We start from the raw sequence: 15682 nt of genomic DNA on the forward strand, positions 1-15682 counted from the left end.
TGGTCTGCAAATTTAAGGAAATCTAACAACAAACTATTAGTCAATTGCCTTTATTACTGCTTTTGGCGCTTCTTTCTTTGTACCATCGAAACCTTCTACACCACCAACGGTAGTATATTTTATTACGTATTTTTTATCTGGATAAATTCTTTTATAGGCGCTTTGACACATTAATGTTGCTTCATGAAAACCACATAAAATCAGTTTTAATTTACCTGGATAAGTGTTTACATCTCCAATTGCATAAATTCCTGGAATGTTGGTTTGATAATCTAGAGCGTTATTTACTTTAATTGCATTTTTCTCTATTTCTAAGCCCCAATTTGCAATAGGTCCTAATTTTGGTGATAATCCAAAAAGCGGAATAAAATGATCTGCATCAATAATAAAGCCATCTTCACCTTTCTTTTCTACAACTACACCAGTTACTTTATCATCGCCTAAAACCCCTTTTACTTCTGCTGGAGTTATAATATTTATTTTACCTAAATTTTTTAATTCTTGTGCTTTTTCTACAGAATCTAAAGCGCCTCTAAATTCATTTCTTCTATGAATTAAAGTTACTTCTGATGCCACATCAGATAAGAAAATTGCCCAGTCTAAAGCAGAATCTCCTCCACCAGAAATTACTACCTTTTTATCTCTGTATAATTCTGGTTCTTTAATGATATACTCAACACCTTTGTCTTCAAAATTTGCTAGGTTTTCAATTAATGGTTTTCTAGGCTCAAAAGACCCAAGACCACCAGCAATAGCAACTATTTTCGCATGATGCTTTGTGCCTTTATTTGTGGTTACAAAAAAGGTTCCATCTTCTAATTTGTCGATTGTTTCTGCCCTTTCTCCAAAGGTGAAACCAGGTTTAAATTGTTTAGTTTGCTCTAACAATTTTGTTGTTAAATCGCCTGCTAGAATCTCTGGATAAGCAGGAATATCATAAATAGGTTTCTTAGGATAAATTTCTGAACATTGACCTCCAGGTTGTGGTAAAGCATCAATTAAATGACATTTTAGTTTTAATAAACCTGCTTCAAAAATTGTGAATAATCCTGTTGGACCTGCTCCAATTATTAATATATCTGTTGTAATCATCTTTCTTATTCTTATTTATTTTTCAACCAAACTTTTTGTGAATTCGTTTAGTTTTTCTACTTTTTCTTCAAAGTCTCCTTTGATGGTTTTTCTATATTCATTTAAATTTTTTACTAAATCATCTATGTTTTCTGGAATTACTTCCTCAAAAAACTGACGTAATCTTTTGGCTGTTGTTGGCGATTTTCCATTGGTAGAAATTGCCACTTTTACATTTCCTTTAGTTACGATTCCACCCATATAAAAATCACAATAGGGAGGATTATCTGCAACATTAACCAACTTTGCTTCTGCTCTACAATCTTTCCAAACTTGAACATTTACTTCAGGAATATCTGTTGTTGCAACCACTATATGTCTACCTTCTAAATATTTTTTTTTATAAACATCCTTCACTAAAGTAACACAGCCTTTTTTAGCCAATTCAATTGTACCATCTCTAAACATTGGTGAAACCATTAAAACTTTTGCATCTGGACTTGACTTTAACAAAAATGTTAATTTTTCTTCTGCCACAAAACCACCACCAACTATTAAAACGTTTAGGTTTTTAGTTTTTAAAAAAACGGGATATAAGTTATTTCTTTCCATTTCTAATATCTAAACAGCTATAGACTTTGTGTTTTCTTGTTGTACACTTTGTAAAATTGCTCTGTGATTTACAACATTACCCAAAACAATAATTGCAGGATTACACAACTCTTGCTCTTTAACCACATTTAAAATGGTATTAACTGAACCAATACCCACTTTTTCTCTAGAAGTTGTTCCTTCTTGAATGACAGCTACAGGTAAATCTTGTTTTCCTTCTTTTTGAAATAATGCTACTATTTGAGGTAGTTTACTCATACCCATTAAAACCACAACTGTTGCATTTGATTTTGCTGCTAATTTTACATCACCAGAAATTTTATGCTCTTTTGTAGTACCAGTAATTACCCAAAAACTTTCTGCACTTCCTCTTTTTGTTAATGGAATATTTTGATAAGCAGGTACTGCTAAAGACGAAGAAATACCAGGAACAACAGCAACTTCTATTTGATGACTTGCAGCGAATTCTATTTCTTCTGCACCTCTTCCAAAGATAAAAGGATCACCACCTTTTAAACGAACTACATGTCCATGAGAATTTGCTCTAGCAACAATTAAATCGTTGATTTGTTCTTGTTGATATTTATAGCAACCACGTCTTTTACCCACAAAAATCAATTCTGCCTTTTTATTTACATACTCCAATAATTCTTTATTAACTAAAGCATCATACAGAACAACATTTGCAGATTTTAAAGCTTTAATTGCTTTTAATGTAATTAAATCTACATCTCCTGGACCAGCTCCAACAACAGTTAATTTCGGTGTTATTAAACTCATTATTTCTAATTATTAACTTCAGCTTTGGCTACAAATTCTTCTCTAAAAATTCTAACTTTTTCTAAAAACACCTCAGCATCTTTAATATATTTCTTGGCAAATTCTTCTTTAGGAGCATATTTATTTACCTGATAAATTAAATCAGAAAATGAACCTTGTATATTAATTTTGTTTGAAGCAATATAGAATTCATCAAACTGCTTAATAATAGTTGCTTGTGAGTTTGTTTTAATATTTTCTGCCAATAACATTGCTTTAGCTGAATTCACTAAAGAACTATATGCATGATAAATAGCACTTGAATACACAGAATTCACAAATGATTCTTTGGCTTTATCAATCTTTTCTTCGCTTTCTAAAAATAGTGTTGCAATTAAATCAATCACAACTCCTGCACATTCTCCAATTCCAATTTCCTTTTTATAAACGTCATTATTTCCCCAGTCAATAAAATCTTCTTGTGTTAAATTGCTAGTGTCTTGCAAGTCATTCAAGAAATTATAAAAATACTTTTCACCTTTTTGTTTGTAATAGTCTACAAACTGCAAGCCATTTGCATTTGCTTCAAAATCATCTAAAATTCTACGCATTGCTTCTGGTCCTCTTCTGCTTGGCACTTTTACTACTTTATCTGCAAAAACACCTTGACCATTTCCTAAATTTCCACCACCTAAAAGCACTTGTAATGCAGGTGCAACTAATTTCTCTGGAGTTCTAACAGACATGCCTTGAAAACCAATATTAGCCATATTGTGTTGCCCACAAGCATTCATACAACCACTTATCTTAATAACTAAATCTTCGTTTTCTAAATATTGAGGATATTCTTTTGCGATTACTTTTTCTAATTCTTCAGAAATCCCTGTACTACTTGCAATACCTAAATTACAAGTATCTGTACCTGGACAAGCAGTAATATCTACAGCCTTATTATAACCTGCTTCTACAAAGTCTAATTTCTTTAATTCTTGATAAAAGAAAGGCAACAAATCTGTTTTTACAAATGGAATTAAAATATTTTGACGTAAAGACAATCTAATTTCGCTTGCTGCATATTTCTCCACCAAATCTGCTAACAACCTAGCTTTATCTGTATAAAAATCACCTAGTAAAACTTTAATTCCGATTGCAACAAAACCTTGTTGTTTCTGTGGAATTAAGTTTGTAGACTTCCATAAATCAAACGCTTTTTGGTCTTTAATTTCAACTTTTGGAGCATCAACAGTAACAGGTTTTGAAACCTTATAAGCATCAGCATCAATCTTTACAGATTTAAATTCGATTGCTTTTTGTTCTTCTAAAATTAATTCTCTAAAAGCATCTAATCTTATCTCTTTTAATAAGAATTTCATTCTAGCTTTGGCTCTACTTTTACGTTCTCCATATCTATCAAAAATTCTTAAAACACCCTCCATTAGAGGAATAATTTTATCACTAGCAACAAATTCGTACAATAAATCTGCATGCCTTGGTTGAGATCCTAAACCTCCACCAATCATCACTTTAAAACCACGAATTCCGTTTTCTATTTTAGCGATAAAACCTAAATCATGCATGTAAGATAAACCTGTATCTTCATCAGAAGCAGAAAATGAAACCTTGAATTTACGACCCATTTCTTGACAAATTGGGTTTCTTAAAAAGAATCTAAAAAGTGCATCTGCATAAGGTGAAACATCAAAAGGTTCATTAATATCAATTCCTGCAGTTTCTGATGCTGTTACGTTTCTCACTGTATTACCACAAGCTTCTCTTAGAGTTACATTATCTCTTTCTAATTCTGCCCATAATTGTGGAGTTCTATTCAAATCTACATAATGAATTTGAATGTCTTGACGTGTTGTAATATGTAATTTACCTCTAGAATATTCATCTGAAACATCTGCAATTCTCTTTAATTGATGACTTTTAACTTTACCATAAGGTAATTTAATACGAATCATCTGAACTCCCTGCTGACGCTGACCATACACGCCTCTTGCTAAACGTAAACTTCTAAATTTTTCTTCATCAATTTGTAAATTATTGAATGCTGCAATTTTATCTGCTAATTCTATAATATCTTTTTCTACAATTGGATTTTCTATTTCTGTTCTAAAACTTTGCATGGCACTTTTGTTTAAATTATAGTAGCATAAAGTTGAAAAGCTACTCTAATCAACTTTAGTTCTCTTAAACTTCTTCTTTTCTTTTCTTATTTTATAAAACCTACACCTACTGTGTTATTCGTTTTTGGATTGATTAGAATAAATGATCCATTAGATTTGTTCTTTTTGTAACTGTCAACCAATAAAGGTTTGCTCAGCTTTAGTTGTATATCTCCAATTTGATTTAATTCTAATGCATCAGGATTTTCTTCTATGCCAGAAAAATCTGTTTTAATAATACTAGACAAATTGGTTACTTTGGCTTGCCCATCATTTACACCATGTTTGATATAGTATTTTTGAGAAATTTGCAATGGATCTTTATCCATCCAACAAATGGTAGCATCTAATTGTTTGGTAATTGTGGGCTCTTCTGTAACTTTAACTAACATATCTCCTCTGCTAACATTTACATTATCTTCTAACGTAATTGTTACAGCACTTCCGCTTTTTGCTTTGGCATATTCTTTATCAAAAAAGTGAATGCTCTTTATTTTAGACTTTGTTTTTGATGGTAAAACAACAACCTCTTCACCTATTTCTAAATCGCCTCCGTAAACTTTACCTGCATAACCTCTAAAATCATGAAATTCGTTTGTTTTTGGTCTGATTACTGTTTGCACAGGAAAACGTGTTTGAGATTCATCTTTAATATCTTTAGTATCTAAACTTTCTAAATGATGCATTAAGGTTTGACCTTGATACCAAGACATATTTTCTGATGGTTCAACAACATTATCACCTTTTAAAGCAGACAAAGGAATAAAGTTTAAACTCTGACCTTTGTATTCGCTTTTACTAACTAGATATTCAATTTCTCCTTTAATAATATTGTATTTTTCTTCAGAATAATCAACCAAATCCATTTTATTAATGGCAATTACAACATCTTTAATCCTTAATAAATTATTGATGAAAAAATGTCTGTAGGTTTGTTCTACAACTCCATTTCTAGCATCAATTAAAACAATAGAAGCTTGAGCTGTAGAAGCACCTGTAACCATATTTCTTGTATATTCTATATGACCTGGAGTATCTGCAATAATGAAACTCTTACTTGGCGTAGAAAAGTAAATATGAGCAACATCAATTGTAATACCTTGCTCACGCTCTGCAACCAAACCATCTGTAGCCAAAGAGAAATCTAAATAATCAAAACCTCTTTGTTTACTTTTTTCTTCTATAGCTTCTAACTTATCATCTGTAAGAGATTTTGTATCGTATAAAATTCTACCAATTAAGGTACTTTTACCATCATCTACACTACCTGCTGTTGCTATTTTTAATACTTTCATTTTTTTTAGCTGTTAGCTATTAGCTTTTTACTTTTAGCTTAATTTGTATTCTTTTTTTTGGCTATTGACTAAAAGTCAAAAGCTAAGGCCTAAATTTTCTAAAGAAAATTTTAGAAATATCCTTGTTGTTTTCTTTTTTCCATAGCTGCTTCAGAACGTTTATCATCAATTCTTGCACCTCTTTCTGAAATGGAGGAATTTCTAATTTCCTCAACCACTTTTGTGATGTCTTTAGCTTCTGATAAAACTGCTGCTGTACAACTCATGTCACCCACTGTTCTAAACCTTACCATTCTTTCTACTACTTTTTCTTCTTCATCTCTATAAACCACTTCATCTGCTGCAGACCAGATCATACCATCTCTTACAAAAGTTTTACGCTTATGGGCAAAATAGATAGAAGGAATATCTATTTCTTCTTGTTTGATGTAAGACCAAACATCTAATTCTGTCCAGTTCGAAATTGGAAAAACGCGTACATTTTGTCCTAAATCAATTCGTCCATTTAGCATATCAAAAACTTCTGGTCGTTGATTTTTTTCATCCCATTGACCAAAATCATCTCTAACAGAAAAGATTCTTTCTTTAGCTCTAGCTTTTTCTTCATCTCTTCTTGCACCACCAATACAAGCATCAAAATCAAATTCTTCAATAGCATCTAGTAAGGTTTCTGTCTGCAATATATTTCTGCTTGCATACCTACCAGACTCTTCTTTTACTCTCCCAGAATCGATATTGTCTTGTACGTTTCTTACAATTAATTCTACTCCTAATTCTTTTGCTAATCGATCTCTGAATTCTATAGTTTCTGGAAAGTTATGACCAGTATCAATGTGTAATAATGGAAAAGGTATTTTTGCTGGGTAAAATGCTTTTTGTGCTAAACGTACTAAAGTGATACTGTCTTTACCTCCAGAAAAAAGCAACACAGGTTTTTCGAATTGTGCTTGCACTTCTCTAAATATATATATGGCTTCACTTTCTAAAGCATCTACTTGTATTGTGTTTTGATTCATAATCATATCTTTTATATATGTAAACCACATTCTCTGTTGCTTTCTACTTTTGTTGGATCGAAATATGTAAATTCATTAGGCAAATTCTTTTCTTCCAAATACGCATCTAATTGTTCATCTGACCAATGGTAAAAAGGACTCACTTTTAAAATTCCGTCTTTGCTTACAGAAACAATATCTATACTGTTTCTAAATGCAGTTTGCCCTTTTCTAAGATTTGTAAACCAAACATCTGGCTGATGTTCTTTCATTGCTCTAGCTAAAGGTTCTAGTTTTACTTGCTCTGTAAAAAAAGCATGTCTTGCATCATCTATTGATGGCACTCCTAAAACTATATTTCTATGCGCAACAGTTTGTTTTGGTGAATATAATTGAATGTTTAAATTCAGTTTTTGAATAATTTCTTCTGCATGTTTGTACGTTTGTACTGTATTATAACCAGTGTCACACCAAATAACTTTAATGTTATTATCAACCTTTGTAACCGCATTTAAAATAGCTACTTCGTAAGGTCTAAAGTTGGTGGTTATTACTGCATTCTTAGCTAATGAAATGGCCCAAGAAATTATTTCTGATGGACTTTTATCTTTTAATTCTTTATTAATTTCATCTATATCTAGGTTCATTATTTTCCCCATTTTATTTTGTTCCAAATTCTTTCGTGAAAAAAATAGAGCAATAGTTTTGTTGTAAAATCGATAGAAGCAATAGAGGTTGCTAAAGCAATTTCTCCAGTAAGCAAATAAGAAACAATAAGCGTATCTAATGTACCAACAACTCTCCAGCTCAAAGCTTTTATAACACTCCTTAAAGGTTTTTCTGATGATTGAGCATCTTTAAAACTTTTACTTTCTGATTTCTTATAAAGTAAAACTTGGTCTAAAATCATTTATAATATTGTCCATTTTATTACCCTACCTATTTGGTAGAGTATGCAAACATACATGAATTATATTCAAATAATAAGACTTTAATATTAAATTTTATATAAACCCTATAGTTTTTATAGATTAATAAATTTTAATAGAATTATTTAAAGATATTATATATTAAAAATCTATTTGGATAAGAAAAATTGGGTAAAAAATTAAGAATGGATTAGAAAATCTTTCCTAAAGTAAATTGAATAGGTACTGCAACACCTGCATTTCTTGTAAAAATATTACCATTTGAATAATGCATAATTCTCAACTCAAAATTATATGCTCTTTCTTTACCAAAGAAGACTCCAAAACCCATGGTATCATGATAGGTGATTTTAGGTCCAGATTGAAAACCATCAATATCACTTTTTGAAATAAAAGCAGGACCAATTATAGAGTAATTGGTATAAAAATCGTAATTTTTATTACGATATAAATAAAAACGTAGAACAGGAAAAATAGAAAAAGCAAACACATCGGATTTACCTTCTTGTGATTGAAAATAGGTTGCACTTACACCCCAATCTAAAGAAAAGGTCTTTTCTGATCTGTAAATTAATCTTTGATAGGTTAATGAAAATGCATGTTCTGCTTTTACATCACCCAACCAAAAAACAGGGATTCCAAAACTTTCAAAATTACCTACTTTTACATTCATCGAGAAAAACTCATTCATACCAAAGCCCAAAGCTCCTGTTCCATAACTAATTTGAAAAATATTTTTTGGAAAGAAATAGTCGTTATTGGCATATTGTTCTGCAGTGCTATCATCTACTTGTTGTAAATGATATTCAAAACCCAAAGATGCTTGAGATATAGATGGCTGATTGTACTTGTTTGACTTTGGCATAAAAGTTCCGTTTGCAGATAATCGCCATTTTTCTGATAGCCAGTATTGTAAACCAAATCCATATAAGAAACTAGCAAAATGTGCATCTTCGTAAATTACTTGGTCGTTTATAGAAAAACCAATTCGTGTAACATTTGCAATACCTGCTTCTGCATAAACAGATACCTTATCAGTAAGGTTAAAGTCATTTTTTAAAGATAGACTCCAAGCATTAATCCAAACACTTCTATCATAACCAATATTATTTACATCATCATATTTAAACCAAGAAGCTGGTCTTATAACTCCAAATTGTGCTGACAAGTCATCTGTAATTTTATGACCCAAAAGCATTCTACCAGAAAATCTATTCTTGCTAAAAGTTTCTGTTTTGAAACCATCAATTAAATTATCATTTGAAAAAGGATAAAAAATAGCTCCAAAATTTATACTATAATAAGATTTTGATAAAAATTCTGTGAACTTAGTTTTGCTTTCGTTATTATCTTGAGCGTAAGTTCTATTCCCAAAAAGTAGGAGGAAACCAACTAAAATAAGGAAAGATTTTTTACTATTCATCTATTCTTGTTTAGATGTATTAGAAGTTAAATCTGCCAAAGTTGTATTTCTAAATATTTGTAAAGTATTATCTCTAACTTGAATCATTAATTTATGAACAGCACATGCATTTTCATCTGGGCAATCATCGCACTTTTCATAGAAATTTAAACTTACACAAGGCACCATAGAAATTGGTCCTTCTAAAATTCGCATAATTGTGGTCATTAGAATTTCATCAGGATTTTTTAGCAGGTAATACCCACCACCTTTTCCTTTTTTAGATCCTAACAAACCATTTTTACGAAGTGTAAGTAAGATACTTTCTAAAAATTTTAAAGAAATATTTTCACTTTTAGATATTGTAGCAATTGCAACAGGCATTTTCTCCTCTTGTTTTGCTAAATAGGTCAGCGCTTTAATTCCGTATTTTGTTTTTTTAGAAAGCATGATTCTAAAGTAAACAAATTCTAGCTAACCTAGTTTGTTGTATGCGATTTTTCTAAGGCATAAAAAGTAGCTTGAGCATAATCATCTGCATTTCCGGAATTATTCAGATGATATATTCCAGCTTTAAAGTACATATATTGTCCACCAACATTAAAACCACTATTTACCATATCTACTGTTTTTACAACATCATCTTTTCCTTCTCTTAAAATTGTTACTGTCAAATCATCTCCAACAACGTTTATATTGTAACTAAATTTTTCATTGAGAGCAATACCATCTGTAGGATTAGCAGCAGAATTACTTCTAGTTCCAATCATTTCGTACCATTGCTCACTTCCATTACCATCAGTTTGTTCGTGTGCAAAATAAACAGACCCTAAAGCGTTATCTTTTAACTTTCTATAATATAATCGAATAGGTTCATCACTATTGGCGTGTATTTGTCCAATCACTAATCGTCCAATATGACTGCTACTTCCTGTTGTTGTAACGTGATTTATAGCAAGTGTAGCACTCATATCACCATCATAACCAGCAGCAGCAGTTTTATCTGATTCTGGAGCTGTTCCAAAAACCCAATTGTTCTTATTAACCCCTTGAGTACTGATGCTTGTGTTATTACCTCTTAACATTTCTCGCAATTCTACTCTGGTATAACTTGTATTTGCTGAAGTCTTAAAACCTTCTACAGGACATTTAAAAACCAAACCACCATCTGATCCCGTATAAAAGTAGTTGTTATCTTCATAACCACCATTTATTTCACTTACTGAAATAGTTTTAGAAAAACCACTTCCATTATTTTCTGGTGTGTTCAACTTCCAAGTAGATAAATCAAAATTTTGTGCTGGAGATTTATTAGGATCTAAAACTTCTCCATTATCTACTTTTGCCTCTTGAGTTACAGTAAGGTTTTTTGTGTAACTTCATCCAATAACGGTTATTGTTCCTGTTCGTTCTTCGAAATTTGGATTGCTAGCCACTGTAACGTTTATAGCACCATTATTTGTTCCAAATCTTGGTGAAAGTGTAATCCAATCCATATTTAATTCTGTGTACCAGTATAAATTTGAAGTAACTATAACTGACTGAGATTCTTGGTCTGCTGAAAAGATATTTAGCGTTGATAAAGCAACTGTTCTTCTATAATTACTTCATTATCTGGTTCTGATGAACTACAAGATTGTAGGATAAAAAACACAACACTTAACAAACTTAATTTGAATACAAATTTCATAGATATAGTGTTAAATTTATTTTTTTTGTAAAAGTACAAAATTGGTTAACCAATTATAATAATTTCATCTTAAAATTTTATGAATTGTAATTAGAGCTAATTTACAAGGTAAATAAATGTTAGTTGCTTAAAGCTTGTGTTAGATCTTCTATAATATCTGCCACATTTTCTAAACCTACAGAAACACGTACCAAACCGTTTGTAATACCAACTTCTAATCTGTCTTCTTCTGATAAACGACCATGAGTTGTAGATGATGGATGTGTAACAATGGTTCTTGTATCACCTAAATTTGCTGATAAAGAACACATTTTAATTTTATCTAAGAATTTTCTACCAGCTTCAATTCCACCTTTAATTTCAAAGGCAACAATATTACCTCCTAATTTCATTTGCTGCTGAGCAACATTATACTGAGGATGTGATTTTAGAAATGGATATTTTACCAAATCAACATTTTTATTTTCTTCTAAAAACTCAGCTACTTTCAAAGCATTTTCGCAATGTTTTTCTACTCTAATCGCTAAAGTTTCTAAACTTTTTGATAAAACCCAAGCATTAAAAGGAGACATAGCTGGTCCTGTATTTCTAGCAAATAAATAAATTTCACGAATCAAATCTTCTTTACCAACTGTAACTCCAGCTAAAACCCTTCCTTGTCCATCCATTAATTTTGTAGCTGAATGAATTACCAAATCTGCTCCAAACTTTATCGGTTGTTGTATGTAAGGTGTTGCAAAGCAATTATCAACAATATAAATTAGATTATGTTTCTTAGCAATTTTACCAATTAAAGCTAAATCTAAAATATCAACAGCAGGATTTGTTGGAGTTTCTATATAAAGAATCGTTGTATTTTCTTTAATTAGGCTTTCTACCAAATCAACTTCATCAACCTTGAAATAGGAAGTTTCAATATTCCATTTTGGTAAATATTTGGTGAACATACTGTGTGTTGAACCAAAAACAGATCTGCAAGAAACAATATGATCGCCTGCATTTAACAAGGCTGCAAACGATGAAAAAATTGCAGACATACCTGTTGCAAAGGCGTAACCACTTTCTGCACCTTCCATAGCAACCACTTTACTTACAAACTCACTAGTATTTGGATTTGTAAATCTGCTGTATAAATTACGTTGTTTTTCTTCTGCGAATGAAGCTCTCATTTCTTCTGCATCATCAAAAACAAAACTAGATGTTAAATATAAAGGCGTAGAATGCTCAGAAAACTGACTTCTTTCAGTTTGGTTTCTTATTGCTTCTGTTTCGAAATGTTTTTTCTTAGTCATTTATAATCTTTATGAAATTCTGATACAAATTCAGAATGACTTTATGTTTTAATTATTATGTTTTGCCAATCTTAAAATATCACCAAAAACACCTCTTGCAGTTACACTTGCTCCTGCTCCTGCTCCTTGAATTACAATAGGTTGTTCTCCATAAGATTCAGTGTAAATTTCAAAAATTGCATCAGAACCTTTTAAGGATCCCAAAGGAGTACTTGTTGGTGTAGAAACTAGTTTAACTTCTAAATTTCCTTTTTCTTTAGATAAATCTCCACTTAACTCACCTATATATCTTAGCACATGATTTTTTTCTTGTTGTTCTTTGAGGATTTGATATTCTTCATTCAACAAATCTAGCTTGCTTAAAAAATCTTCAGGAGAACCTTCTCTTAAATTTTCTAGAATTAAATTTTTAATGTTAACCTCATCAAACTCATTTTCTAAATCTAATTCTCTTGCTAAAATTAGTAGTTTTCTGGCCACATCATTTCCACCTAAATCTTCTCTTGGATCTGGTTCTGTAAAACCTTTATCTATAGCTTCTTTTAAAACTTCAGAAAAAGGAACATTGTTTGCAGAAAAATTATTGAATAAATAACTTAAACTTCCAGAGAAAACTCCTCTAATCTTTGTAATATTTTCACCTGATTCGTGTAATAAACGAATGGTATCAATTAAAGGTAAACCTGCACCAACATTGGTTTCATATAAATACTGTTTTTTGTATTCTTTTAACTTTGCTCTTACTTCTTTATAAAAATCAAAAGACAAGGTATTTGCAATTTTATTGCACGAAACTAAATCGAAACCAGCTTTAATTAACGGAATATAATTGTTTACAAAGTTTACACTTGCTGTATTATCTACAGCAATTAAATTTTCTAAGTGATGCGTTTTTGCAAAAGCAATAATATCACCTACAGATGCATTTTCATCACCATTTTCTAATAAATTTTGTTTCCATTTTTTAGTAGCTCCATTTTTATTTAAGAGCACTTTTTTAGAATTGGCAACTGCAAAAACAATCAATTGTATTTTACGCCTTTCTAATACAGATTGTGTGTTTTCTATTATTTGATCTATTAATGTTCCACCAACCAAACCTTTACCAAAAACAGCAATATTTATCTTTTTGGTTACTCCAAAAACTTGACCATGAATTACGTTGACAGCTTTATATAATTGCTCTTTTTTAACAACCAGACTCACATTTTTACCAGAAACTGTGTTATTAAATAAAAGTGGAACAATTTGATTCTTTATTAGAGCATTATATGGATGATGAAATTCGCTTAAATCTTGCCCAATAATAGAAATAACTGCAACATCATTATTTACTGAAACATGATTTACATCTTGTGCATAAAGGTCATTTTCAAACTCTTTCTCTAACGCTTCAACAGCTTGTTTTGCTTTATTTGAATCGATAATTAAACCTATACCTCTTTCAGAAGAACCTTGTGCAATAATACTTACATTGATGTTTCTATCACTCAGCGTTTTAAAAATTCTAGCATCAATGCCAACTTTACCCAGTAAACCTCTACCTTCAAAATTAAGTAAAGAAACATTATCAATGGTTGATATAGATTTAATCCCTTTTGCTGAAGATTCTGAAGTGATTAATGTTCCCTGATCTTCTTTATTAAACGTATTTAAAATACGTAAGTTGATGTTTTTCTCTAATAATGGTATTATTGTTTTTGCATGCAAAATGTTAGCTCCAAAATTGGCTAGTTCATTAGCTTCAGAAAATGATAACTGTGCTATTTTTTTAGCATCAGCAACAATATCTGGATTTGCTGTAAAAATTCCATTTACATGTGTGTAATTTTGTAACTCATCAGCATCTAAAAAATTAGCTAATAAAGCTGCTGTATAATTACTTCCATTTCTACCTAAAGTAGTTGTTTCTCCTTTTTTATTTGATGAAATAAAACCTGTTACAACATTTATTGCACCTTTATTCTCTTTAAAAAATTTAAGAATCTTTTCTTTAGACTCTAATTGAATTGGCTGCGCATTTCCAAAGTTTTCATCAGTAATTATGAGTGATCTCGCATCAACAGGATTAACGGATAAACCCTCTTCCTCTAATAAACTTGCTACTAATTTTACTGATAATATCTCTCCTTGAGCTAAAACCTCATCTTTTATTTTTTGGCTAAAGTCCCCTAATAAAGAAACCCCTTCAAAAATGATTTCTAGTTTTGTAAACTGCTCTTTTAAATCTATTGAACTATTAGGGTATTGCTGATATTCCCTAAACTTTTTAAAAGCAATTCTATAATCTTTTTTTTGAGCTGCTAACTCTAAAATGGCTTCTAAATCATTGGTTGTATTTCCTCTTGCAGAGAGAACAACTGTAAATTTTTCTCCATTTTTATCTTTATCAACAATAATATCAATAGCATTTTTTAAACCTTTTTCATTTGCTAAAGATTTACCTCCAAACTTTATAACTTTCATCTTCTTTTCTCTGTAATCTTTATTAAAAATAGGCTCAATTATTTTTTCTAACTGATTGTATTCTATTAAAAAAGCATCATGACCATGCACTGAATTAATTTCATTATAGGTCACATTCGCTTTTGTTAATGCCAATTTTTTATGTGTTTCTCTGTTTTCTTCGGCTGTAAAAAACAAATCAGAATCCACACCTATAATATGAATATTGGCATCTATTTGATCTAAAATTGCAATGTCTTTTTTGCCACCAACAGTAACATCAATCGTTTTTAACAATTGATTCATTAATTTATATGAAGATAATTGATAACGTTCTTGCAACTTTTTCCCATGATGCAATAACCAACTTTCTACATTAAAAATTGCTGAATCTTCATTTTTAGACCTGTGAAAACGTTCTTTAAAAGATTCTGGTGTTCTGTAACACAACATTGCATGCATTCTTGCATCATGCACAGGATTGCTAGAGTTTACTAAAAATTGTTCTTGAATTTGGCAATTTGCGATTAACCAATCTGTAGATTTCCAATCTGTGGCAATTGGCAAAAAATGTTGAGTTAATTGATTGTTTAAAACAACCATTTCCCAAGCAATTCCACCACCTAATGAACCCCCAATTAAAGCAAATAGTTGTTTAATTTTTAGGGTTGATAATCCTTCTAAAAAAAGTTTAGCAACATCTCTAGCAATAAAATCTTTGTAATTATCTATCAAAAATTCATCAAAACCATTACCAGGAATATTAAAAGATAGCACAGTGTAAACATCAATATCAATGGCTTTTTCTTTACCCACAATATCTTGCCACCAACCGTTTTTACCTGCAACTTCACTATTGCCTGTTAATGCATGGTTGATTAAAACCACAGGAGCTTTACCTAACTCTTTCCCAAAAACTTGATAACTCAAATTTAATTCAGGAATTTTTGCACCAGCTTCTGTGGTAAAATCTTTTATTTTAATATGTTCTAATGGATGTGCCAAATTTGCTATTACCAATACG

General features: G+C 30.8%; 13 protein-coding genes and 1 pseudogene. All 14 read right to left on the minus strand.

Annotated features, from left to right (window positions below):
• Positions 1-36: 36 nt before the first annotated feature.
• The 14 genes and pseudogenes from Q0L44_RS01520 to thrA all read right to left on the minus strand — a co-directional run bounded on the left by Q0L44_RS01520 (position 37) and on the right by thrA (position 15663).
• Positions 37-1092, minus strand: coding sequence for an NAD(P)/FAD-dependent oxidoreductase (locus tag Q0L44_RS01520; protein ID WP_296634314.1), 1056 nt, complete (start codon positions 1090-1092; stop codon positions 37-39).
• A gap of 15 nt (positions 1093-1107) precedes the next feature.
• Positions 1108-1683, minus strand: coding sequence for a bifunctional precorrin-2 dehydrogenase/sirohydrochlorin ferrochelatase (locus Q0L44_RS01525; RefSeq protein ID WP_296634316.1), 576 nt, complete (start codon positions 1681-1683; stop codon positions 1108-1110).
• A gap of 9 nt (positions 1684-1692) precedes the next feature.
• Positions 1693-2463: a uroporphyrinogen-III C-methyltransferase gene (gene cobA / locus Q0L44_RS01530; protein WP_296634319.1), complete on the minus strand. Its 771-nt coding sequence runs from the start codon at positions 2461-2463 to the stop codon at positions 1693-1695.
• Between the two features lie 5 nt (positions 2464-2468).
• Positions 2469-4571, minus strand: coding sequence for a HEPN domain-containing protein (locus Q0L44_RS01535; protein ID WP_296634321.1), 2103 nt, complete (start codon positions 4569-4571; stop codon positions 2469-2471).
• 86 nt (positions 4572-4657) lie between these two features.
• Positions 4658-5905: a GTP-binding protein gene (locus Q0L44_RS01540; RefSeq protein WP_296634324.1), complete on the minus strand. Its 1248-nt coding sequence runs from the start codon at positions 5903-5905 to the stop codon at positions 4658-4660.
• 110 nt (positions 5906-6015) lie between these two features.
• Positions 6016-6921 (minus strand): sulfate adenylyltransferase subunit CysD, encoded by a 906-nt coding sequence (cysD, locus tag Q0L44_RS01545; RefSeq protein WP_296634327.1) that lies wholly within the window; start codon positions 6919-6921, stop codon positions 6016-6018.
• Between the two features lie 11 nt (positions 6922-6932).
• Positions 6933-7547, minus strand: coding sequence for a phosphoadenosine phosphosulfate reductase family protein (locus Q0L44_RS01550; protein WP_296634330.1), 615 nt, complete (start codon positions 7545-7547; stop codon positions 6933-6935).
• Positions 7547-7810, minus strand: coding sequence for a DUF2061 domain-containing protein (locus Q0L44_RS01555; protein ID WP_296634333.1), 264 nt, complete (start codon positions 7808-7810; stop codon positions 7547-7549). The genes Q0L44_RS01550 and Q0L44_RS01555 overlap by 1 nt, the downstream gene beginning before the upstream one ends.
• Before the next feature lie 209 nt (positions 7811-8019).
• On the minus strand, positions 8020-9252 hold the full coding sequence (locus tag Q0L44_RS01560) for an acyloxyacyl hydrolase (protein WP_296634335.1): 1233 nt from the start codon (positions 9250-9252) through the stop codon (positions 8020-8022).
• A complete protein-coding gene (locus tag Q0L44_RS01565; protein WP_296634338.1) occupies positions 9253-9681 on the minus strand; it encodes an Rrf2 family transcriptional regulator in 429 nt (142 codons plus the stop codon).
• A gap of 29 nt (positions 9682-9710) precedes the next feature.
• A pseudogene (locus Q0L44_RS01570) lies at positions 9711-10511 on the minus strand (polysaccharide lyase family 7 protein); the annotation flags it as partial.
• A 99-nt stretch (positions 10512-10610) separates the two neighbouring features.
• Positions 10611-10799, minus strand: coding sequence for a BACON domain-containing protein (locus Q0L44_RS01575; RefSeq protein ID WP_296634704.1), 189 nt, complete (start codon positions 10797-10799; stop codon positions 10611-10613).
• 241 nt (positions 10800-11040) lie between these two features.
• Positions 11041-12213, minus strand: coding sequence for an aminotransferase class I/II-fold pyridoxal phosphate-dependent enzyme (locus tag Q0L44_RS01580; protein ID WP_296634340.1), 1173 nt, complete (start codon positions 12211-12213; stop codon positions 11041-11043).
• A 48-nt stretch (positions 12214-12261) separates the two neighbouring features.
• The gene (gene thrA, locus Q0L44_RS01585; protein WP_296634709.1) at positions 12262-15663 is read right to left on the minus strand and encodes a bifunctional aspartate kinase/homoserine dehydrogenase I; all 3402 of its coding nucleotides are present in this window, start codon (positions 15661-15663) and stop codon (positions 12262-12264) included.
• Positions 15664-15682 lie beyond the last annotated feature (19 nt).

Origin of the sequence: Polaribacter sp., from assembly GCF_024639685.1 — a bacterium.
Taxonomy (GTDB): Bacteria; Bacteroidota; Bacteroidia; order Flavobacteriales; family Flavobacteriaceae; genus Polaribacter.